Raw genomic sequence first — 23593 nt, 5'->3', positions numbered from 1 at the left:
CCGGCAGCCTGATCCGTGGGCGGCGGGCCGGGTCGAGGCACCTTGGCCGATGCCCCTGTAAGGAGCGTCTATAGGATTCAGTACCTACCCCCTCACGACAAGGAGCCATGCGATGACGTCCGGGTGGACAGGCCGGGCCGGTCAGCGAGCCCGCACCACCATCGACAGAATGGTCGCCGCCGATCCCGGACTCTCTCGATGGCATCTCGCGTGGCGTGCCACGCTCGCGGTGGCGTGCGTGGCCTTCGCCGAGCACTGGGTGGGACCGGCCGCCGGGCTGCCGGCGCTGGTCGCCATGCTGCTGGGCGGCATGATCGCCATGAACGGTTCGTTCCTGCTGGCCGGCCGGACCCGCCTCGACGCCCTCCTCACGGCCGCCGGGATGCCGTTCGTCGCGTTCGCCGGAGTGGTCGTGGCCGTCGCGGTCGACGGCCACCTTCTCGCCTCGCGGCTCGGCTTCGTCGTGCTGACGGTGGTCGCGGTCTATGTGCGGCGCTTCGGCATCCGTGGCATGAACTACGGGCTGCTGGGGTGGTTCGCCTACATGTTCGGGACGTTCTCGCGGGTCCGCCCGGATCAGCTCCTGCCCCTGTGCCTGGTGTTCCTGTCCGCGGTGGCGATTCTCGTCATCCTGATGGCCGGGCTGGCGTACCAGCGTCCGCAGACCAGGCTCGGCGCCGCGCTGCGCGCGTTCGACCTGCGGGTCGCGGCGGTGGCCCGTGCCTGCGCCGACCTGCTCACCGAACCGGGCGCCAAGAACGCACGCGAGCTGCACGCCCGCAGGTTCTACGTGCTGGAGGCCGCCCTCATCGCCGAGGGACATCTGGCCTCCCCGGCGGCGGTGGAACACGATCACGCCTACCGGCTGCGTACCCGCCTGCTCGCCACCGAGCTCGCCGTCGAAGAGCTCGCCACGGCGACGATCGCACTGGCCGGTTCGGCCGGGCTGCCGGAGCCGGTGCTCTCGGCCGCCACCGCCACGCTCCGGGCGTTGGCGGTCCGCGACCTGGACCGCGCTCGCGAACACGCGCGTGAGCTGGACGGACGCGGCCTCCACCAGAGCGAAGGCCTCCCCCTCGCCAGCCTGGCGGACGCGGCCGATCGGCTGTGCGACGCCCTCAGGCCGCACACGGGTCCCCGGCACGCCACGGACGACGGCCCGCCGACGCCCGCCTTCGAGCCGGGCGTCCAGCTGATCGCCGGGAACCTCCCGGGTTCGCTCGGCACCGCGGCCGAGGCGCTGGAGGCCGGCGGCGTCAGGGGCCCGCGATGGCTGCGCCTGTCCCTCAACAGCCGGCAGTGCGTCCAGGCCGGGCTGGCCTCGCTGCTGACGCTGCTGTGCGCGCTCCCGGTCTCATCCGTACGGTTCTACTGGGCGATGCTCGCCTGCCTGATCGTCCTGACCGGCACGGCCACCTCCGGCGAGACGCTGGTCAAGGGCGCCCACCGTGTGCTGGGAACGGCGCTGGGCGTGGTGACGGCGATCGCGGCCGTACACCTCACCCGTGGCCACGACACCCTCGTGGTCACGGTCATGGCGGTGTGCGTCTTCCTCGCCGTGTACTTCATCCGCGTCGCCTACGGGGTCCTCGCCTTCACCATCACCACGCTGATGGGACTGCTGTACAACGCCCTGGGCGAGTTCAGCGACACGCTGATCCTCACGCGGCTCGAAGAGACGGCGGTCGGCGCCGGTGTCGCGGCCCTCATCGCCGTTCTGATCCTGCCGGTGCACAACCGGAACACCACGGCCGCCGCGCGCGACGCGTTCGTCCGCGACCTGGTGAGTCTCGTGAAGGAGGTACGGGACAAGACGGCCGGCCGAGGCTGTGGGACGGATCTGCTGATGTCGGCCCGCCGCCTCGACGCACGAATGCACCAGCTCGCCCTGGCCACCCACCCCTGGGGCGGGGCCTCACTCGCCGGCATCGACAGCGCACCGGTGGCCCGCCGGCTCGCCTCGTACAGCGCGATCACGGTACGCGCCAAGGCCCTGGCCACGGCGGCGGCCATGGAGACCTCGCCGGTCCCGGACCTGGACCTGATCGCTCCCCTGACCATGCCCCTGCGCCGGCTGACCGGCGACTACACGCTCAGGATCGACACGCCGTACACCCCCATGAGGAGGCCTCCGGCGCCCGTCCCGCGCTGCGGGCCGGCTCGCACGCTTCGCGCCCTGGCCGACGACCTCGCCGGGGCGATGGACGGCCTCCGCGCGGGCGGCGACATGACCACGTGGATCCCCACCAGGCAGACGCCCGTCTCCGGCCACCACCGGCCGTAGCCCTTCCCTTCATGAGCCCGTCGTCGCCCTCGGTAGCCTGGTCGGAAGGGCGCGGTGCTCGTCGGCGCCGCGCACGCCGTCGCCGGCGCGAGCCGGCCGCGGGAGGCCGGAGTCGTCACCGGCACGAGCCGCCAGTTCCCAGACCTGTTGTGAGGACCTATGAAGGGTGAGCCGGCGAGCCCGGAGTCAGTGATCCGGGTCGGCGTGACCGCCGCGCGCAAGGGCGCCGAGCTGGTCACGGCGTTCGAACGCCGCGGGGCGCGGGTCCTGCACGGCCCGACGCTCGGCGGCGACCGTCCGGTCGATGACGACACGATCGCCGCGGCCATCGACCGGCTGGTGGAGCTTCGGCCGCTGTGGTTCGCCGCCTCGACCGGCATGGGCATGCGCCTGCTCGCCGCCGCCGCCGAACGCACCGGCCGCCGGGACGCCCTGGTGCGGGCACTACAGAACGCGACCGTGGTGGCGCGCGGGCAGAAGGCCGCCGGCGGGCTCAAGCGCCTGGGCGTCACCCCGGTATGGATCGCTCCGGACGAACGCGATTTCCAGGTCGAGGCCTGGCTCGCCGAACACGTCCGCACCGGCGAGGTGGTCGCCGTGCAGGTACACGGCGCGGGCGGCGATCCGTACGGGAAACTCATGGAGACCGGAGCGATCGTCGAGAAGCTCGCCCCGTACGTCTCGGCCCCACCCGACGACCCGGGCCCGGGCACGCGACTCGCCGAGGCGGCCGTCGCCGGTGAACTCGACGTGGTCACCTTCATGTCACCGAGCGCCGCCCACGGCCTGGCGACGCTGGCGGACGCGGCCGGGATCGGCGACCGGGTACGCGAGGCACTGAACGGCCCGGTCGCCGTCGCCGCGGTCGGCCCGGTGACCGGAGACGGCGCCCGTGACGCGGGATACGCCGTGACGATCGAGTCCGACAATCGCGCCGGCGCCTTGGTACGCGCGGTGATGAGCTGGTGGGCCGACCGCGGCTGAACGCCGTACCACGGCGGCCGTCGGCGCCGCACCGATCTCGTCGCGGCAAAGATTCCGGCGCGGATCCGGACCGTGGTGTGGGATCGGCCCCGCCCGGTGCGCGATGGCCGGTACGTTCGACGACGTGGCGGACACGTTCGACGACTCGGCCAAGGCGGTGCTCACGGAGCTGCGCGGGTGGGCGGAGCGGGCCGGCCGCCCGCCGGGCGGCGACGCCGATGAGGCGCGGCTGCTCCTGGACCTGCTGCACGATCATCTGGGGCTCGGCCTCACCGACCTGGCCGTGGGTGACCTGAGCGAACTCCTGCTGGAGGTCTACCCCCGGAAGGTGACCGTACTGGAGGCCGAGGACGCCACCGAGGTGATCCCGACCGTACGGGACCTGCTGGCGTTCTGCCGTAACACCGGGAGGCTGAGCAAGGCGAAGGTCACGCGGCTGGAGACCGAGCTGGAGGGGATCGAACCGCGGTTCGCCGGTGCGGTGATGGACCCCGCGAACTGGGGGCCCGCGCGGTCGCTGGCCCAGTCCATGGCGGCCGACGGCGTCGATCTGTCCGATCAGAGCGCCGTCGACCGCTGGATCAGCGACAACGACCACGACCTGACGGGCTTTGAGGGTGCCGGCCCCTTCGACGAGGACGAGACCCTCGATATCGCGGAGGCGTTCGGACTGCCGGACCGGCTGCCGCCGCTGCGACTGCCCGGAGACGGCGAGCTGGCCGAGGCCGCGCGGGCCAGCGTCCTGCTGAACCGCGCCCGGCGGCTGGCCGACTGGGTCGGCGAGAGACGCGACATCGCCGACGGCTACGAACTGGAAGCCGACGACGTGGCGGACGCGACGGCCGCTCTCGGCATCGACGCCGGCGAACTCGCGCATGTGTGGCATTTCGCCGAACACACCGAGTTCCTGTCCTGGCACGACACCTATGTGACGACGGGTCCGTCCGCCGGGGACTGGCCGTCGGCGGACGACGACGAGGTGCTGGACACCTGGCAGATGGCGCTGACCGAGGTCCTGTCGTGTGAACAGTTCGCCGGCGTCGACCCGGACGAGCAGACGCGACTCGTCTTCGACGGGGCCGGTGTCGCCGTCGTCATGGCGTTGTTCCTCTCTCGCGCCGAGGGCATCCCGGCCGTCGAACTCCACGAGATGATCCGCGACGGAGCGACCGCCGACCTCCCGCCCGACCTCGCGGAACGCAGCTGGTCGGCATGGACCGAAGAACACGGAGACCCGGCCGACCTGCTGCTCGAGTGCCTACGGGATCTCGGCGCGGTCGAACTCGACCGGCCCTCCGATGACGCCGCGCCATGGGTCCGGCTCACCCCGCCGGCCATCTGGACCGTACGCCTCCAGCTGGAACAGGCCGGTGTCGACGTGCCGATCCTTCCGCCGGCGCAGGAGATGACCGCCGCGGACCTGGTCGCGGTGGCCGAGGGCGGCGTCGAGGAGGAGATGGACGCCGAGCTGACGTCCTGGGTCGAACTGCGCGGCGCCGAGGCCGCCGCCGACGACTTGCTCCGTACCGCCGCCACGGGCAGCACCGCGGACCGGTTGTTCGCCACGACGCTGGCCACCCGGATCGGCGCCGCCGCCGAACCGCGGTGGCGCGAGGCCCTGGATGACCCGCGGCTGCGGCCGTACGCCAAGGTCGCCCTCGCCGGTGCCGGAACTCCCGATGCCCCGGCCGAGCTGGAGCCCGCCCCGGAGGACCTGGCGTGGCTCCTCACCGACTCGATCGCCGCGACCTGCCCCGTTCTGGAGCCGGACGACGTCGCCGAGCGGCTCCGCGAAGCGCTCCCGCCCGATGAGCGGCCGCAGGATCTCCTCGACGTGATGTGGCGCCTGGATCACCCGGACGTCCTGGAGGTCCTGACTTTGATCGGCGACCATCACCCCGACAAGAAGATCGCCAAAGCCGCCCGCAAGGCCGCCTTCAAGGCGACCTCCCGGTCAACGACGCGCGGGTGATCGACGACCTCGCGGGGCGACGAAGCGACGCGTCCTCCGCGGAGCACCTGAACGGGCGTTATGCGCTGGGGGGCGGTGCGCTGCTCGGGTGATCGCCGGAGCGGAGGCCGTGGCGGATGACGCGGGTCGGAACAGTGACGCGTCGGGAGGCGGGCGGCTCGGCGTCCCGGTGGTGGAGGCGGTCGATCAGCAGGCGTGCGGCCTGCCGGCCGATCTCGTCAGCGTCGTAGGAGACGAGCGTCAGCGGCAGTCCGAGGACGTCGGAAAGGTCGAAGTCGTCGAATCCCGCCACGGGAAGAGCGGCTCCCCTCTTGTAGAGGGCCCGGATCGCGCCTTGGCTGATGCGGTTGTTGGTGCAGAACAGTGCCGTGGGACCGTCGGGCCGGTCGAGGAGTTCGTCGGCTGCTCGCTCGGCCGTCGCGGCGTCGACGAGGCCTTGGCGGATGAGGGCGTTGTCGGGCTCGATGCCTGCCTCCTCATGTGCCGCCCAGAATCCGCGCAGGCGTTCGGCGCCGGTGTAGAGCGCCGGCGGGTTGCCGAGGAAGGCGATGCGGGAGTGCCCTTCGGACAGAAGGCACGCGGTGGCCTCGAAGGCCCCGTGGAAGTCTTCGACCAGCACGCAGTCGGTGTCGAGTCCGGCGGGCGGCCGGGCCGCGAGGACGACCGGGACATGGCGCATGGCGGCGGCCAGGTGCTGCTGCCGGCTTCCGGCGGGAACGACGATCAGCCCTTCGACCTGATGATCGATGAGGCCGTCGATGATGCCGGGCTCGCGTCCGGGCTCTTCGGCGGAGTTGCTGAGCAGCATCCGGAAGCCGTGCTCGGTCGCGACTTCCTGGACGCCGAGCGCGAGACGCGAATAGAACGGGTTGGCGAGGTTGGTGACGACGAGGCCGATCATCCCGCTGCCGCCGAGCCGCAGGCTGCGCGCGGTCTCGTTGCGGCGGTAGCCGAGACGGTCCACCGCGGCGAAGACGCGCTCGCGGGTCTCCTCGGACACGCCGGGGTCGTTCTTGAGTACTCGCGAGACGGTCATGGCACTGACCTGAGCGAGTTTCCCGACGTCGTGCATGGTCGGCCCGCCGCCTCGGCGAGCGGTCATGCTCCTTCTCCTTCCTCCTGCCTGCGGCGGCGTCCCGGACCTCATGGAGCGCTCGGTGCGTCCTGCGCCCAATGCGCGGCCCCGATCAACGGTGCCTCCGCGGGCCGCCGGGCGGGCAGGACACTCACCGCCGTCCCGCCGGCCGCGGCCAGCCCTGCCGAGAGCGCAGGATGGATCAAGCCCCACGACTGGGCCATGGAACCGCCGACGACCACGGCGGTGGCTTCGAAACGGTCGATCCACGGAGCCAGGGCCTGGCCAAGGGTGTCGAAAGCGTAGCGGAAAGCCTCCGCCGCGGCGGCGTCGCCTTCCTCGGCCAGTACGGCGATCTCGTGGACGTCCGGGAGGGCGCGGTCGGCGGGGAGGGCCTTGAGACGGGCGTAGTGGGCGCGGATGGCCCGGCGCGACACGGTGTCCTCCAGCGGCCGGTGGCGCACGGTCAGCCGGTGGACGTATCCGGCGGGTGGCACCGTGGTGCCGTCGTGTACGGGCCGGCCGGTGCGCAGGAACGCGGAGCCCACGCCCGTACCCAGCGTCAGGCACGCCACGCGGTCGTGCCCGGCGGCGGCGCCTGCGTGGTACTCGCCGATGGCGAAGGCGTCGGCGTCGTTGAGGAAGCGCAGGCGCTCGGCCCGGTGGTCCAGTCGCCGCCGCAGACCGGCCCCGACGTCGACGCCGGACAGCGACTCGAACTTCCCGATGCCCGCGAAGCGGCCGATCCCGGTGTCGTAGTCGAAGGGGCCCGGCATGGCCACGCCCCAGCACCGCCGGTGGCCGGCAGGCAGTGCCAGAGCTGCCACAGCGATGGCATCGAGGATGCGGGCGGCCGCGGCGTGGGAGCCCAACGGCCTGCGCGTCACCGAGGACGGGATGGGGCGGCCGGTCGCCGGATCGACGAGAGCGGCGGTGACGTGCGTACCGCCGACGTCGAGGACGGGGATCGGCGCAAGGGCGCGCTCTGCCGGAGTCACGGTCACGGCTCGACCACCAGGGCCTTCACGATGTGCACCTCCTCGTCGCCCACGGAGCGGACACGGTAGGGGCCGACCGCGGCGGGCACCGTGATGGTCTCCGCGAAGGCCAGGGAGTGGGTGCGGCCGTCGCGGGTCTCGATGACCGCGCCCTGGCCCGCGGCGAGGTTGAGGATGTGGAAGCGGCCGGCGGTGTCGTCGGCGATGCCGGCGTCCGGGGACACGACCAGGCGGTGCACGGCGTAGAACATCTCCGGCAGGGCGCCGACGACCTCTTCGCGCCAGCCCTCGCCCGCGCGCAGCGTGCGCGGTCGCTGGATCAGATCCTTCGTCACGTCCTCCCCGCGCCGAGAGGTGTCCAGATTGGCGAAACCGTGCTCGTAGGGCAAGGGCCGGGACGCGCCGGCGGCGTCCTTGCGGAGCCAGTCGTAGAAGCGCAGGGAGTACAGGTACGGCGTCGCGCTGACCTCCAGCACCAGGTTGCCCGCCCCGGAGGCGTGCGGGGTGCCCGCGGGGATCATGAACAGCCGACCCACCGTGGCCGGGTGGGTCTGGATGTGGTCCTCGACGGGCATGGGGGTGCCATTCGCGATGGCGTCTTCCACCTGGCGCCGCATGAGGTCGAGGTCCGCCTGCTCGGTGAGACCGAGCAGCACCTGGGCGCCCGCCTCGCTGGCCGTGACGTAGTACGTCTCGTGCTGGGTGTACGGCCAGCCGAACACCTCCCGCATGTACTGCTCTTGGGGGTGGCAGTGCAGGGACAGGTTGCCGCCTCCCATCGTGTCGAGGTAGTCGAACCGGATGGGGAAGGAGGTGCCGAAACGGCGATGCACCTCTTCACCGAGCAGTTCCCTCGGGTGGCGGACGCACAGGAGCTGGAACGGGACCTCGACCCGCGCCCCGCTCTCGTCTTCGACGAGGATCCCCGCCTCAGGCGCGATCAGTTCATAGCCCAGGGCCGTGTTGCCGGCCTGGGGGGTGAAGCCGAGTTCGCTCGCGGCCCACCGTCCTCCCCACGGGGTGGAGTTGAAGTACGGGCGGGTGCGCACCGGGCCCTGGACGAGGTGGGCCAGGGTGCCGCGCAACGTGGCGCCGGCCAGCGAGGTGGGCGAAGCGGCATCCTGCAGGTCGAACCACCGCTCGACCCGTCCCGCGATCGCGTCGCGGTGCCGGTCCAGGATGGGCCAGTCGGTGTAGAACAGGCGCACCAGATCACCGGCCTCGCCGGGGCGGCCGAGGTTGACGCCCACCGGCAGGTGGCCCTGTGCCACGGCGGCCTCCGCATAGCGTTTCGGCAGGTCCGCGTACCACAACACGTCCGGCTCACACAGCGCCGCGCCCGGCCCGAACGCCACCACGACGCCGTCGTCCACGGGCCGGCCGGGCCGGGGAACGGAGTCGAACAGGTCCGCGATCCGCGCCTCGGACAGCGGGGTGAAGAACGGGTCGTCGGCGGGGACGGGCCGAGCCACGATCCGCTCCGCGGCCGACGGTGCATGGTGACCGCGCACGTCCAGCAACTCCACCTCGCGCCCCGCCGAGCGCACGGCCGCCGCCAGCCCGTCGGCCAGCGCCTCCCAATCCAGGGCGGCGGGACCGTCGACCGAGAGGACCAGCGGGCCGACCGGCAGCTCGGCGACAGCAGCGGACCAGCCGGTGATCACCGACCCGTCAACCGGCCGGTAGCTGGGGTGGGGATCGTACGAACGCGGCGCAAGCTGCACATCTGCTCCTCACTGGGCTCCATGGCTTCGTTAACGATAACAAGAGTATGGAGCCATCTGCTTCGTGACTCTTGCCACTGCGGAATGGTGTCGTTAACATCCACGCAACACACAACCGGCGACACCAAGGTGATCAATGTCAGCATCGGGCAGGACCCGCCGCGCGGCCGTGCCGCTCGCCCGGCGTCGCTTCCTCGCCGGGATGGCCGCGGGCGCGGCCACGCTCGCGGTGGAGGGGTGCGCTCGCGGAGAGAGCACGTCGGCGCAGCCGGGGACCACCAGCATCTCCAACGACAACGCCACCTGGGACGAGGGATATCTCTCGGCCGGACGACAACTGAAGAAGATCACCGGCTATGCGCTGCGGCCGTTGTCGAATCCCTCGGTGACCTCCTACCAGCAGGTCGTCCAGATGACCCTGCAGACCTCGAAGGCCACCGACCTGGTCAAGTGGGCTTCCGGTTACCAGCTCAAGCGCCTGGCGCGCGCGGGCGGGCTGACGGACCTGACGGACGTCTGGGGGACGTACGCGGCCAAAGGGTGGGTGCGCGGCAGCGCACGCGAGGCGATGTCGTATCACGGGAAGGTCTACGGCGTCCCGCTGTACGAGTCGTACTACGTGCTGTTCTACAGCAAGCCGGTGTTCCAGAGGCTGGGACTGTCCGCCCCGGGCAGCTGGGCCGAACTGCTGCACTGCGCGGAGGTGCTCAAGCGCAACAAGATCACGCCGTTCCTCGCCAGTCAGGTCGGCGGCTGGCCCGCGATCGAGTGGTTCCAGGAGCTGGTCACCAAGGTCGACCCGCGCTTCTACCAGCGGCTGGTGGCGGGCCAGGCGTCCTATACGGACGACGCGGCCCGCCAGGCGATGAACATCTGGTACGACTTCATGCGCAAGGGCTGGATGACGTCCCCCGACTTCGACCAGGCACGTGGCCCCGGGGCGCTGAAGGCCGGCACGGTGGGCATGTTCCTGCACGGCACATGGCAGGCGCAGGGGATGACCGCCGCGGGCATGAAGGCGGACGTCGACTACGGTGCCTTCATCCTTCCCACGGTGCGGCCGTCCACCCCGAAGAGTGTGATCGCCGAGTCGGGTGTCTTCGTGGTGCCCAGCCGTGCCTCCTCGCACAAGGCCGCCATGGCGAATGTCGGGGCGTGGCTCGACCCGTCCGTCCAGCGGGTGTGGAGCGACTTCCTGGAGGACAGCTCCGCCAATCCGACGGTGCGGTCGAGCAACCCGGTCGTGGCCCGCCTCCAGGCGGACATCGCCCGGGAGCAACGGATTCCACTGGTCCGCTACTGGGAGGCCAGCCCGCCGAGCCTCATCCAGGGCAACGCCGATGACCTGGGCGGATTCATGGCCGGGCAGACCTCCCCGGCCACCACGCTGCGCCGGATGCAGGAGCGTGCACAAGACGAATGGGCGGCCTGGAGGCGTGACGAGGCATGAGTACATCGACGACCGACCGGCCCATCCCTGCCGCGGGCGGCGGAAGGCCGGCAGCGCGCTCCGGCGGTACACGGCGTTCGGCGGTGACGAACGCCTGGCGCAGGAGGCGTGAGCGCCTGGCGGCCGGGGGGTTCATGGCCCCGGCCGTGCTCCTGGTCACCGTCTTCCTGCTCGTCCCGTTCGTGTGGACCATCTACCGCGGCTTCTTCAGCGACAGCCGGACCTCACGGTTCAGCTGGTTCGGAAACTACGCGAGGTTCGCCTCCGACCCGGCGTTGTTCCGCTCCGTCGAGAACACGGCGATGTGGGTGGTGGGCACGGTCGTGCTCCCCTTCGTGCTCGGGCTGGCCATCGCCTGCATGACCAACGCCACCCGCTGGTCGCGTCTCGCGCGGCTGTGCGTGGTGCTCCCCTACGCGCTCTCGGGCTCCGCGGTGGCGGTGGTCTGGAACTTCATGCTCACCACCGACGGCGCCGTCAACCAGGTCCTGACCACCCTGGGTCTGGGCTCACTGGCTCACGGGTGGCTGCTGACCTGGCCGGGCAACACCCTGGTGATGATCCTCGCCAACGCCTGGCAGGCCACCGGCGTGGCCGTCATCCTCTTCCTGGTCGGCCTGCAGTCCATCCCGCCGGAGACGCTCGAGGCCGGCGCCCTGGACGGCGCGGGAAGCTGGCAGCAGTTCCGTCACATCGTCCTGCCCCAGCTCCGGCCCATCTCGATCATCGTGATCGGCATGAGCCTCGTCAACGGCCTCAAATCGTTCGACCTGATCTGGGTGCTCACCCAGGGAGGGCCCGGACGGGCCACGGAGACCCTTGCGGTGTCCATGTACAACGAGACCTTCCTGGAGCTGCGGCCCGGCGCGGGAGCGGCGATCGCGGTCGTCCTCACCGTGATCGTGCTGGCGGCCTCCTGGCTCTATCTGCGCCGTCAGCTCGACGTGAAAGGCGAATGACCCATGTCCCTTGGCCGAGTCCTGCGGGGCGGCACCGTCGCGGTGCTCGCCGTGCTGTGGCTGATTCCGACCTGGCTCCTCGTGGTCAACGCGCTGGTGCCGAGCGAGAGTTACTCCGGTGGACCGCACTGGCTGCCCCAGGGCTTCGGGCTGTTCGGCAACATGTCCCAGGCCTGGGACAAGGCCCACCTCGGGCCGGCGCTCGCCAACAGTCTGCTGTACGCCGTCGTCAGCGCGCTGGCCGCCGTGGTGGTGGCCTCGTTCGCCGCCTTCGCCACCGTCATCATGCCCGTGCGGCGGCGGGTGCTGTGGTTCTGGGTCATCTACTCCGGCACCCTGCTGCCCCTGCAGGTCTTCATCCGGCCGCTGTTCCTCTCCTACGCGAAGTCGTCGCTGTACGACACCCAGATCGGTCTCGTTCTGATCTACGCGGCCATCGCGATCCCCTTCGCGTTCTTCGTCATGCGCAACTACGCCCTGACGCTCCCGCGGGAGGTCGTCGAGGCCGCACGCATGGACGGTGCGTCGTGGTGGCGGCTGTTCTGGCAGATTCACGTCCCGCTGACCAGATCCGCCATGATCGCCGTTTTCGTGTTCCAGTTCGTGGCGGTCTGGAATGACCTGATGTTCGGCATCACGCTGACCACGAGCCGCAACATCCGGCCCATCATGGCCGCGCTCGCCGACCTGCAGGGCAACTACTCCAACGTCGGGCCCCCGGTCGTACTGGCCGGAGCCCTCCTCGTGTCCCTGCCGACCCTGGTGCTGTTCTTCTCCGCACAACGTTTCTTCGTCAGCGGCCTCAAGATCCACCGCTGATCCCCGCACGCTTCCCCCTCGCCGCGAAGGATTGACCATGTCGCGATCGCTGCTCCGCCGTGCCACCGTCACCGCCGTCTGCGCGGGCCTGCTCTGCGGCGCCACCCCCGCGTACGCCCAGGCCGCTCACCCCGTACGCCCCACCTCCGCCGCCCGGTGGGCGGACCGCGCCACCGACGCCTACAACGCGCTGCAGGCACATCTGTACCAAGGCCCCGACGACCACGGCCTGTACCTGGAGCGCACACCCAGGCAGGCCACGGACCCGGAACACTCCTACCTGTGGCCGATGCGCGAGGCCGCCGCGGCAGCCGTGGACATGGAGAGGCTCCCGCGTACGGGCGCGGCTTACCGCCCGGACGCGGCCGAACGCCTCGACACCGTCGAGCTGTACTTCGCGTCCGGCGACCGGCCGGGCTACCACTCCTACCTGCCCGCCCCGCTGGGGTCGGACGGTGACGTGTACTACGACGACAACGCCGTGGTCGGCCTGAGCGAGCTCGACCAGTACGAACGCACCGGCGACCGCGGATTCCTGGACCGGGCCGAGCGGGTCGTACCCATCGTCGCCCGCGCCTGGGACGGCGATACCGCCAAGGCCTGCCCCGGCGGCATGGACTGGTTCGACGCGCCCGGCAACGACATCCGCGCCACCAACGTCACCGCCCTGTCCGCCCAGCTCGCCGCCAGGCTGTACGAGCACACCCGTGACCGCGCCTATCTCGACCAGGCCGAGCGGTGGTACGGGTGGGTGTACTCGTGCATGCGCACGGCGCCCGGCCTGTACGCCAACGACCGTGGAGACGACGGCACCACCAACCCGACACTGTGGAGCTACAACTCAGGCGCGATGATCGGCACGGCCACCGCTCTCTACCGCGGCACCGGTGACGCCGGCTACCTGAGGAAGGCCCTCGAAGACGCCCGTGGCTCCCTGGCGTACTGGACGCAGGACCGCCTGCACGACCAGCCGGCCATCTTCAACGCCTTCTACCTCAAGGATCTGCTCGCCCTCGACGCCGTCCGTCCCGACCCCGCGTACCTGAAGGCCATGAGCGCCTACGCGGACGGCACCTACGACAGCAACCGGGACGCCGCCACCGGGCTGTTCCGCTTCCAGCCGTCGGGCGGCGGCGACTACGACCCCGAGGCACCGGCCGAGACCCTCGAACAGTCCGCCATGGTCCAGATCTTCGCCACCCTGGCCCACACGCGCCGCTAGCCGGGCCACCGTCCCGGCACCCGTCACCATTCCGCAACGCGAAGGACACCACGGCACCATGTCCAAGCCACCGCTGACCCGGCCTTCCTGGTGGGACTCCGACATCGCGCGCGACATCCTGCGTGACCGCGTGGTCACCACCACCGCCGGCATCGGCGACACGCAGGTGCGACTGTCCGGCGAGCCCCTGCTGCGCCGCCGCGACGGCGCCGATGGACTGCTCCAGTCGATCCGGGTACGGGTGCGCCGCCCCGGCACGGCCGGGCACGACGCCCCGCCGCGCATCACCCGAGCGCGGGTCACCACCAGCGGGGGCACACCCGTTCACTGCGAGATCCTTTCCGGCCCCGGGGCCGACACCCGCATCCTGGTGCCGGAAGTGGACGAGCCGACTCCCCTGCTGATCGAGCTTCCCGACCTGGAAGAAGGCCACCGGTTCGCGTTCGAGGCGCGCCCGCAGCGTCACTGGACACTGCACCTGGTGCAGCACTCCCACCTCGACATCGGCTATACCGATCCGCAGGGGCGGGTCATGGCCGAGCACCGCGCCTACCTCGACTCGCTGCTCGAGCTGTGCCGCGACACCGACGACCGCCCGGAACCCGCCCGGTTCCGCTGGGCCGTCGAAGGCTTCCACTCCTTCCAGGACTGGCGGGCGCACCGCCCCCACCGCCAGGTCGAGCACTTCCTCGACCGCGTGCGCGAAGGCCGCATCGAGCTCACGGCGTTGCCGTTCAACCTCCATACGGAGACCTGCTCCACGGACGAACTGCACGAGCTCGTGCGCCCCGTGGCGGACCTACGCGACCGGCACGGCATCGACATCCGCACCGCCATGCAGACCGACGTGCCCGGGCAGGTCGTCGGCCTCCCCGACGTCCTGGCCACCAACGGCATCCGGTACCTCTCCGTGGCGCACAACTGGGCCGGGCGCGCCGTACCGCACCTCGTCGGCGGCGAACACCTGCCACGGCTGTTCCGCTGGCAGGCGCCCAGCGGCAACAGCGTCCTGGTCTGGCGTACGGACACGCCGCACGGCCTGGCGTACATGGAAGGCTCCATCCTCGGTTTCGACGAGTCCTACGACCACGTCGACGACCTTCTGCCCGCCTACCTCAGCGCGCTGGCCGAGTTCCCCTACCCCCACGAGGGCCGCGGGATCCCCGGCTTCCCCATCCTCGATCACACCGTCACCTCCGACCCTTATCCGTGGGACGTGCTGCACCTGCGGGTACTGGGCAAGTTCGCGGACAACGGCCCGCCCCGCCGGATCATCTCCGACACGGTGCGCCGTTGGAACGAGCAGTGGGCCTTCCCGCGACTGCGTGCCTCCCGCAACCAGGACTTCTTCGAAGACGCCGAAAAGCGGATCGGTGACCGGCTGGAGACCTTCCGGGGAGACTGGAGCGACTGGTGGGTGGACGGAGTCGGCGCCGGCGCCGTCCCACTCGCCGCCACGCGCCGTGGCCAGGCCGCCCTCGCCGAAGCCCAGACCGTGGCCGGCTACGCCCGGCTGATGGGCGTGCCCGGCAGTACGGCCGTCGCCGCGACGGCGCCGGCCGTCTACCGCGCGGCCTCGCTGTTCAACGAACACACCTGGGGTGGCGGCGATCCCTGGACCCATGGCGAACACGGTCACGGCTCCGGCGAGAAACAGTGGCACTGGAAGTACTCCCAGGCCCTGCGCGCCCACGACGACGCGGAGGCGATGCTGGACTCCGCCGCCGCTCTGCTCGGCGAAGCCTTCGCGCCCCTCACCGGCGCTCTGGCCTCCTACTACGTGGTGAACACCTGCAACTGGCCGCGTACCGAAACGGCACGGATCTTCCTGCCCGAGAGCACCGTGGCGCCGAGCGACGCCGTCCAGGTCCTCGACGCGCGCACCGGCACCCTGCCGTTCACGGAGGAGGCGCAGAGCAACGAACGCCACCGTGCGGCCGGCCGGTTCCTGCGCATTCCCCTCACCGACGTGCCGGCCTGCGGCGCCGTACGCCTGGACATCGTCCCCGGTGCCCCCTCTGCCGCGACGGACGGTGACGGCATCGACGCGCCCGCGGACCCGGCCGTCCTGGAGAACGACCACCTGCGCGTCACGGTCGACCTGAGGCAGGCGTGTATCGCCTCCATCGTCGACAAGGGCACCGGGCGCGAGCTCGTCCGGCAGGACGCCGTCATCGGCTTCAACGGCTACGTGTACGACGAGTACGCCACGGCCGGCGGGTTCAACCACCAATCGAGCAAGACCGTCGCCGACGACTCGATGCACCTGCTCGCCTCACGCCGGACCGCACCCCCTGCGGCACTCGTCGACCGTACCTCGGACGCCACCGGCCAGACGATCGTCTACGAATGCGCCCCGGCAGGCACCCAGCGGCTCCGCGTAAAGGTGCACCTGCCTCACGACGCGGCTCGCATCGACATCGAGAACCGCATCGACAAGACCGCGACGCTGACGAAGGAGAGCGCGTTCTTCGCCTTCCCCTTCGCCCTGGACGAGCCCGCGGTGCGCATGGAGGCCACCGGGGGCGTCACGGGCACCGGGCTGCCGACCGTGCCGGGGTCCGCCACCCACATGCGGGCCATCCGGCGTTGGATCGGCTTGAGCGACGGCACTCACCACGCCGCGTTGGCCACGACCGACGCTCCCCTGGTCCAGCTCGGCGGAATCGCGATCCCTTACGTTCCCTACCCGCAGTCGTTGCCGCAGGAGGAGCCGGCCACCGTCTTCTCCTGGGTGCACAACAACATCTGGGACACGAACTTCCCGTCCCAGCAGGCATTCGACCACGTCTTCCGCTACAGCGTCGGTTTCGCCGCCGGCGCCTCCGCGGGGCTCGCCGAGCGGCTGGCCGTACGCGTCGCGGCCGTCACCGGCCACCCGCTCGTGCCGGTCCGCGCGCGTGCCGAAACCCAGGCACGGCCACCGGCGCAGACCCGGTTCCTGACCGTCGACGATCCTCGCGTACGTCTCGTGGGCCTGACCTCCCCGAGCGAAGACGCGCTCCTTGTCCGCCTGCAGTCCCTGACCGAGACCCCGATCACCTGCCGCCTGAGCAGCCCGTTCACCGTCACGCGGGCGCTCCGCACCAACTTCCTCGGCCTTGCCCCGAGCGAACTCGGCCTGGAACCGGACGGCGCCATCCCGATCGACGTGCCCGCGCTCGGAACAGCCGCGGTCATCCTCCATCTGCACCCGCCCACAGCGTCCCACGCCGAAAGCCAACAGCTCTGACCTGCCGTTCTCCTCCCCGAGACCCGTGGCCCGGCCGGCATCACCGGACGTTCGGCCGTCGCCGCTCGTCAGTCGGAAGTTCCCTCCGATGGCGTCCACTCGAACACCCAGGACATGATCGGCTCGTGAGCTTCGGGACCTACGCCCGTCGCGTGCGAGATCGCGATCTTCCCTACGGGGCGCGGTACCGCGCGTTGAGATGCGCCGTCGGCCACTACTGCCCGATCGGCTTCAACGGGACCTGGTCCTACCTGAGCACCGTGGGCGACATGAAAGCGGATGAAGAGGCGTTGATCCGCGCGCTGGACATCCTGGAGGCCGGCCGAAACGCCTGGCTCGCCGAGATGGAGGCTTTCGCCGCCCGGCGCCGTGCCGAAAAACGGCGGCATCGCCGGTCACCGACAACGGCCGATCGTCTGTACCTGTACGGCTGCCGCTGGCCCGGCGCTGACGGACACGAGGCGATGCTCCACGAGATCAGCCGGTTGTGGGCGGAACACCTCTGCGGGCCCTTCCCCAAAACTCCAGTCGGGACCAAGGGCGACCTCGTCTACCTGGACTCCACCATCGCCGGCTGCGTCTCGACCTATTTGAGCCACGACGGCGAGACCAGCCTCCCCGCCGGCGACGTCATGGGGTATCTGGTGTACCGCAGTGGCCCGTACAAACCCTTCACAGCCCCAACGTCGGAGGTGATCGCGAGGCTGGGCCCGCACGACACCAGGTACGTCGACTCGGCCGTACCCGCCCTCACCGGCCCGAACGGAGGAAGCTACACCTACCGGGTGACCGTATGGACCAGGTCCGGGGCGTCGATCCCAGGCGAGAACCTGCCGGTGCAGTTCCCGCCGGTCGGCCGTACCGAGATCGTCCTACGCGCCGACGCGGCCGCGACGCTGTCCTCGAACCGCCCGAAGACCGTTGCCGCCGACAGCCACTCGGACTCCCCCGCGCTGCGGGCGGGCCACCACACCGCCGGCACCGGCGTCGACCGCGTGATCTTCCGTTTCGGCCCACTACCGGCGATGCTCCGCCACGCGGCCAAGGTCGAGGCACATCTGAGCCTGTGGAACTGTACCCGCGGCTCCAGGTCGGGCCGGCCCGACCCGTTCCGGCTTTATGAGCTGCGTCGCCCGTTCACCGGTTCCCAGGCGACATGGAACAACGCGGCGGCCGGAAAAGCGTGGACCGACCCCGGAGGCGACTACGGCGAACCAGCCGGCAGAGTCATTCCGGCCAAGGACCACGACGATCCGATGACGTGCGACGTCGACGCGACCGCGCCCGTACGCGACTGGATCGACTCACCCGGCTCGACGCACGGGCTGCTGCTCAAGGCCGACAACGAGACATCGGCTCCGCTGAATCAGATGACCTTCTCCGGGCTCCAGGACGAAAACCCCGGGCTGGACCCGACACTTGTGATCACCTACACGTCGCCCAAGCGAGCCGGGCAGGTGCGAACGCCCACGCGGCCCTCGCCGTACGCACCGATGCCACTTGCCTAGGCCGTCAAGGGAGGCGCGGATCAGCGCGCTGGTGAAGCGGGCGGTGAGCTGACCCTGCGGAGACGTCTCGTCGCAGCTTCCGGGCCGAAAGGGGCGCTCATCGGTTTCCGCGCCGCCATTATTCGCCGGAAAGGATTGCATGCCGCCCTTCATACACTCTTGACGGCGTATTCGGCCGGACCGTACGTTGACCCGGGCCCAGACCCCCCACCTGGACGTATCCACCGAATCAACCGGGCAAGGATGTGCGTCGAATGACGAGATCGCGCTCCCATCGTTACCGACCCCGCCATCTCGTACGGAGCGCGGCGGCCGTCGTGTCGGCACTCGGCTGCGTAGTGCTGGGCACGGTGACGGTGCCGGCCTCGGCCGCGCCGCCGGGCCGGCTCACCGGCGAAGGCTGGGTGCTGAGCACGACCGACGCCTCGAAGAACTATTCCCCGACGTTCGTCGGCAACGGTTACCTGGCCGCGCGGGTGCCCGCGGCGGGCGAGGGGTACGGCAGCAGGCCCATCGTCACCCAGTCCGAGCTCGCCGGCTTCTACGCCCACCCCGCCGGCCAGAACGAGCAGCGAGCCAGCCTGCCGAGTTGGACCACGCTCGGCTTCGGCCGCAGCGGTGGCGTCTACGGGACGGGGAGCTGGTCCTGCGCGTTCGACCAGCTGTGCCCGGCGGCGTACGGGAAGATCTCCGGCGGCGCGTTCGTCGAGACCTCCCACTCCGGCTCGACCGTCGGCGGCTACCTGGCCGGCCTGAACACCAATGGCCAACCGACGGTCGGCGGCACCGACGTGATCGAGATCCGCGACGCGCCGGCCGGCAAGGCGACGCTGGCCGTACGGTACGGCAACGCGAGCGGGAGCCCGCAGACCATCCACCTCGGCGTGAATGGCACGCTCCAACAGCTGACGGTGCCCAGCCTGTCCAGTTGGGACGACTGGGGGGTGGTGACCGTGCCGGTGACGTTGAACGCGGGCGCGAACACGCTCGAGATCACCGTCGCCCAGGGTGACGAGGCCCGGGTGAACGTCGACTACCTCGCCCTGTATCCGGACGGCGGGCAGCGACCGACGCAGATCGCCCCCGACACGGTCGGCACCACCAGCGACTACCAACAGTCGCTGGACCTGCGTACCGGGGTACTGAGCACGTCGTTCGACTGGACCTCGCCCGCGGGTGACAGGACCAGCTTCACGTACGAGGTCAACGCCAACCGCGCGGACGGTCATCTGGGGACGGTGAGCGTGAAGGCCGTGCCGCACTGGAGCGGAACGGCCACCGTCGTGGACGAGTTCGACGGCCGGGGACTGAACCACGCCTCCACCTCGGACCCGCGCGTGGACGGCAGGACCGCGACGCTGTCACAGACCGTCGTGAGCGACGGGAAGCTGGTCACCGCCGGGCTGAACTCGGTGTTGCGCGTCGATGACAAGACCGTGCCCACGGAGGCGATCGCCGCGCCCGGCGATGGCAGCGCCGGGCAGAGCGCGACCTTCCCCGTCCACGCCGGTCAGACATACCGGATCACCAAGTACGTCGGCGTGGCCTCCAGCGTCGACACGGACCGGTCGCTCAAGGCCGCCAGCCCGCAGCGGGCCGCCGCGGACACCGCGTCCCGCGCCGCCAAGGGCGGCTACCGGCACGCGCTCGCCCGCAACGACAGCGCCTGGGCCCGCCTGTGGCGGTCCGGCATCTCGGTCCCCGGCGACACGACCACGACCGCGCGGATCCACGCGTCGATGTTCTACCTGCTCGCGAGCATGCGCGCCGGTGTCACCTGGAGCACCAGCCCGGGCGGGCTGTCCTCGGACGGCTACGCCGGTCACGTGTTCTGGGACATGGAGACCTGGATGTACCCGGCGCTGCTCGCGCAGTTCCCCGACATCGCGGTCGGCGCGAACACCTACCGGCAGAGGCTGCTGCCCGGGGCCGAGGCCGACGCCGCGAAACTGTCCACTCCCACCCAGCCGATCAAGGGCGCGAAGTTCCCGTGGGAGAGCGCGCTGAGCGGCACGGAGCAGACCCCGCCGTGCTGCACCACGGGCAAGAGCGAGATCCACATCAACTCGGATGTCGCTCTGGCGCAGTGGCAGTACTACGAGACGAGCGGCGACAAGGCGTGGCTGCGGGACAAGGCCTGGCCGGTGCTGAGGGACATCGCCGACTACTGGGCCACGCGCGCCGTGCCCGACCCGGCCGGCGGATACGACGTCAACGACGTCATGGGCCCGGATGAGTACCACGACAACGTGAACAACAGCGCGACGACCAACGCCGGCGCCCAGGCGTCCCTGCGCATCGCGACCCGCGCCGCCGGCATCCTCGGCCGTACCGCCGATCCGGCGTGGAGCAAGGTCGCGAACGGCCTGAAGATCCCGGTGGACGCAACGGCCAATATCCACCCCGAGTTCGAGGGCTACAACGGGCAGACCGTCAAGCAGGCCGACGTCACCCTGCTGCAGTACCCGTGGGGTGTGCCGATGCCGGCCGGCCTGGCGCAGAACGACCTCGACTACTACAAGCAGCACACCGACCCGAACGGCCCGTCGATGACCGACGCGATCGCCGCCATCAACAGCGCCGCCCTCGGATCCCCCGGCTGCACGGTCTACACCTACCTGCGCGACAGCGCGGACCCGTTCCTGGCCGCACCGTTCAACCAGTGGTACGAGACCCGCAACGGCGGAGCGTTCACCTTCACCACCGGTGAGGGCGGCTACCTGCAGGAGTTCCTGTACGGCTTCACCGGCCTGCGCTGGGGAACCGACGAGATCACCATCAACCCCTTCCTGCCGCCGCAACTGCCGGGCGTCGACATCACGGGCGTGAAGTGGCACGGACGCACGTTCGACCTTTCCGTCGGACAGCAGACGACGAAGCTGACCCTGCGGTCCGGCCCGCCACTCCCGGTCCGGATCGCGGACGGCGACGTGCGCGAGGTCACGCCCGGCAAGGCGCTCCAAGCGCCGACCAGGCACCCGGCAGGCGACGCGACGCAATGCCCGTGACCACGCCGGGCGCGGACCCGACCACCCCGCCCTCGCCGTGACCCATGGCACGGCCGGCACGCTTGTGGCGTGCCGGCCGTGCCGATCGTCGCCCTCGGCCGCGCCCACCCGGGCACTCCGGCCGAGGGCGACGAGCATGCGACTCGATCAGGTAGCGCTCCCGGATCTCCTTGCGCATCTCGGTCATCGGTGAGCCCGCGATCCAGCTCACCGTTGATGAGCCGCTCGACCTCTCCGGGGCTGGAAGGCACCTCGCGGAGACGTTGGTACGTCGGGGCGCTGTCCCAGGACACGGTGGCCGGCCTCGGTACGGGCGCGGTCACCTCCGTTCGTCGCCGGGCCCACCGGCCCCCTCCTCTCCGGGGCCGTGCCGTCCGCCTCGGTGCCGACGGCGTGACTTCTCCCGGTCATGACCCCGCCGGGCCACGACGATCCGGCTCACGACGAACGTGACCACGAGCACCAGGCCCACCGCAATCAGAACCTTGTGGATCCACCCGATGTGGTGGAAGAAATCGCTGGTCACGACGCCCGACAGGAACAGTTTCGGCTCCACGCGACGGTGATACCCGTCCCACGCGCCACCACGGGGGCGCGTGGCGAACGGATGCGCGTCCTTCCGTAAAGACCACGCCATTCACCGCTCATACGGTGACCACAGAGGTTCGCCGGCTCAGTCGTGCGCCTTGGTTCGTGTCTCTCGGTGCTCCACAGTGTCGTCCCCGTACCCGGGCCGCTGAAGTCCCTGCGGCCGGCGGCTTTCAACAGGTCGACGGCGTCCGCGCACAGCTGCAGATAGGTCCGCTTCCCCTCGGCTCCGAGCCGTTGGGCGAACTCCTCGATGGCCCGCCAGACCTGTTCTCGCTGCGCGGCCTGGAGCGGGGCCCGACCGGCCCGCAACGCGGCATGTCTGTCATATAGCGGGCGTACGGTGCCATCATGGCGCTCTCCGACATCACGCGCGAAGCAGTCCTCGCCGCGATCGCGGAATTCGACCACCTGGGCCGGGACGCCTTCCTGGAAAAGCACGGGTTCGACTCCTCCCGGCGATACTGGCTCCGGTACGACGGAGCGCGCTACGACTCCAAGGCCATCGCGGGAGTCGCCCATGGTCACCTTCCTGGCCGGTCTTCCCTGGCGGCGAAAGACTTCTCCGGCGGCATCGGCCACGCGGTCACCGTTCTGCGCCGTCTTGGGTTCGAAGTGACCAGCGAACCCGATGCCGACCCGATCGGCCTTCAGACCGCGGACGAGATCGCGTCGGCCATCGGCGGCCTGCGCCGCGCCTCGATCGCCGGCAAGCCGATGCTGAAGCAGGCCGTGGTCCTCCTGTGGGCGATCGGCCGCGCCCGCGCCGGCCACGATCGCCTCCTGGGATGGGCCGACACCATCGGCGCGCTGACCCCGTTGCTGGAGACGCACCGCCGAGACGGCGAACGCCGCGAGGGCCGGCCGGACTACCCGATCGCCGCGCTGTTCCACGCCGGGCTGTGGGACCTGCTCGGCCACACCGACGTTCCTCGTGCTCACGGCGACGCCGCCGTACGGACGTGGTTCGCCGAGCACGCGCCCGAAGGCGGTCTCCCATGGTCCGTCTACGCACTCGCCCGCCGTTCGGGCACGGCGCGGGTCCGGATGATCGACGCGATCACCGCGCGGTTCTTCGAGGACTTTGACGAGAGCGGACTCCTTGCCGCCGTCGGGCTCTACGACGAAGACGTCGCCACCGACGAAGCACCGCCATCCGGAGGCCACGGACGGGAGACGGCGCCCGGGAGTACCCCTGAAAACTCCAGAGCCGAATACGCCCGCCTGTGCGAACTGGTGGCGCGCCGGGAGAGCCACACGTACGGGCAACGGCGCACCAGGACCGTCAACGACCCGCTGCGTATCAGCACCGCCCGCCGGGCGGTGCTGATACGCAGCGGAGGCCACTGCGAGAACCCTCGATGTGCCAAGCCGGCCCCGGACCGGAATGACCGCGGAGAAGCGCTACTGGAAGTCGACCACATCGAGCAACTGGCCGACGGCGGCCGAGACTATCCCATCCAGATGATCGCCCTGTGTCCCGACTGCCATCAGATCAAGACGCACGGGCAAAGCCGTCACCGGCTCATTCCCGTACTCGCCCAGCGGGCACGCGAACTCCATGATGGGTTCGTAAGTGCTGAGTAGCCAGCCGCGGCCACAAGGGCGCGGGCGGCATGTGGCGAACCTGGCCGGATGCCCGATTTTCGGAACCCGGAGCTGCGCATGCTGTTCGGTCGGTGAGCACCATGCTTATCCCAGTGGATGTCAGGGCTCGTCGCAGTCAATACAAGCCATGAGATGGCCCGAATCCACGCCAACGGCGATCTG

At 70.6% G+C, this 23593-nt stretch carries 15 protein-coding genes; 11 read left to right on the top strand and 4 right to left on the bottom strand.

Features of this window, described 5'->3' with window-relative positions:
• Positions 1 to 112: 112 nt before the first annotated feature.
• The 3 genes from OG417_RS22905 to OG417_RS22895 all read left to right on the top strand — a co-directional run bounded on the left by OG417_RS22905 (position 113) and on the right by OG417_RS22895 (position 5240).
• On the top strand, positions 113 to 2284 hold the full coding sequence (locus tag OG417_RS22905; protein WP_329259620.1) for an FUSC family protein: 2172 nt from the start codon (positions 113 to 115) through the stop codon (positions 2282 to 2284).
• Positions 2285 to 2443: 159 nt separating this feature from the next.
• Positions 2444 to 3268 (top strand): uroporphyrinogen-III synthase, encoded by an 825-nt coding sequence (locus OG417_RS22900; RefSeq protein ID WP_329259617.1) that lies wholly within the window; start codon positions 2444 to 2446, stop codon positions 3266 to 3268.
• Positions 3269 to 3392: 124 nt separating this feature from the next.
• On the top strand, positions 3393 to 5240 hold the full coding sequence (locus OG417_RS22895) for a hypothetical protein (RefSeq protein ID WP_329259614.1): 1848 nt from the start codon (positions 3393 to 3395) through the stop codon (positions 5238 to 5240).
• A 58-nt stretch (positions 5241 to 5298) separates the two neighbouring features.
• Here the strand turns inward: OG417_RS22895 and OG417_RS22890 are convergent, their stop codons facing one another.
• The 3 genes from OG417_RS22890 to OG417_RS22880 are packed head-to-tail and all read right to left on the bottom strand — an operon-like array spanning position 5299 to position 9037.
• Positions 5299 to 6342: a LacI family DNA-binding transcriptional regulator gene (locus tag OG417_RS22890; protein WP_329259611.1), complete on the bottom strand. Its 1044-nt coding sequence runs from the start codon at positions 6340 to 6342 to the stop codon at positions 5299 to 5301.
• Positions 6343 to 6383: 41 nt separating this feature from the next.
• Complete coding sequence (locus OG417_RS22885; protein WP_329259609.1) at positions 6384 to 7319, bottom strand: ROK family protein; 936 nt, start codon at positions 7317 to 7319, stop codon at positions 6384 to 6386.
• Entirely contained in the window at positions 7316 to 9037 is a 1722-nt protein-coding gene (locus OG417_RS22880) for a class I mannose-6-phosphate isomerase (protein ID WP_329259607.1), read from the bottom strand. Before OG417_RS22880 ends, OG417_RS22885 begins: the two co-directional genes overlap by 4 nt.
• Positions 9038 to 9173: 136 nt before the next feature.
• On the opposite strand from OG417_RS22880, the gene OG417_RS22875 reads away from it, so the two are divergent.
• The 7 genes from OG417_RS22875 (at position 9174) to OG417_RS22845 (ending at position 21235) form a co-directional block, all read left to right on the top strand.
• Positions 9174 to 10487, top strand: a complete 1314-nt coding sequence (locus OG417_RS22875) for an ABC transporter substrate-binding protein (RefSeq protein ID WP_329259604.1) — start codon at positions 9174 to 9176, stop codon at positions 10485 to 10487.
• A gap of 83 nt (positions 10488 to 10570) precedes the next feature.
• Entirely contained in the window at positions 10571 to 11446 is an 876-nt protein-coding gene (locus OG417_RS22870) for a carbohydrate ABC transporter permease (protein ID WP_329259601.1), read from the top strand.
• 3 nt (positions 11447 to 11449) lie between these two features.
• A complete protein-coding gene (locus tag OG417_RS22865; protein WP_329259598.1) occupies positions 11450 to 12265 on the top strand; it encodes a carbohydrate ABC transporter permease in 816 nt (271 codons plus the stop codon).
• Positions 12266 to 12302: 37 nt separating this feature from the next.
• On the top strand, positions 12303 to 13487 hold the full coding sequence (locus tag OG417_RS22860) for a glycoside hydrolase family 76 protein (RefSeq protein ID WP_329259596.1): 1185 nt from the start codon (positions 12303 to 12305) through the stop codon (positions 13485 to 13487).
• Positions 13488 to 13545: 58 nt separating this feature from the next.
• A complete protein-coding gene (locus OG417_RS22855) occupies positions 13546 to 16719 on the top strand; it encodes a glycoside hydrolase family 38 C-terminal domain-containing protein (RefSeq protein ID WP_329259594.1) in 3174 nt (1057 codons plus the stop codon).
• A gap of 125 nt (positions 16720 to 16844) precedes the next feature.
• Positions 16845 to 18227: a DNRLRE domain-containing protein gene (locus tag OG417_RS22850; protein ID WP_329259590.1), complete on the top strand. Its 1383-nt coding sequence runs from the start codon at positions 16845 to 16847 to the stop codon at positions 18225 to 18227.
• A gap of 254 nt (positions 18228 to 18481) precedes the next feature.
• Positions 18482 to 21235 (top strand): glycosyl hydrolase family 65 protein, encoded by a 2754-nt coding sequence (locus OG417_RS22845; protein ID WP_329259587.1) that lies wholly within the window; start codon positions 18482 to 18484, stop codon positions 21233 to 21235.
• Positions 21236 to 21554: 319 nt separating this feature from the next.
• Here OG417_RS22845 and OG417_RS22840 read toward each other — a convergent pair whose 3' ends face one another.
• Complete coding sequence (locus OG417_RS22840; protein ID WP_329259584.1) at positions 21555 to 21791, bottom strand: hypothetical protein; 237 nt, start codon at positions 21789 to 21791, stop codon at positions 21555 to 21557.
• 383 nt (positions 21792 to 22174) lie between these two features.
• Here OG417_RS22840 and OG417_RS22835 point away from each other — a divergent pair, with 383 nt between their 5' ends.
• Positions 22175 to 23410 carry an HNH endonuclease gene (locus OG417_RS22835; protein ID WP_329259582.1) on the top strand — a complete coding sequence of 412 codons (1236 nt, stop codon included), beginning with the start codon at positions 22175 to 22177 and terminating at the stop codon, positions 23408 to 23410.
• The last annotated feature ends 183 nt before the right edge of the window (positions 23411 to 23593 follow it).

It is taken from the genome of Actinoallomurus sp. NBC_01490 (assembly GCF_036227085.1).
Classification (GTDB): Bacteria; Actinomycetota; Actinomycetes; order Streptosporangiales; family Streptosporangiaceae; genus Actinoallomurus; species Actinoallomurus oryzae.
Note: the sequence above shows the minus strand (reverse complement) of the source record. Positions and strands in the feature narration are given on the sequence as shown.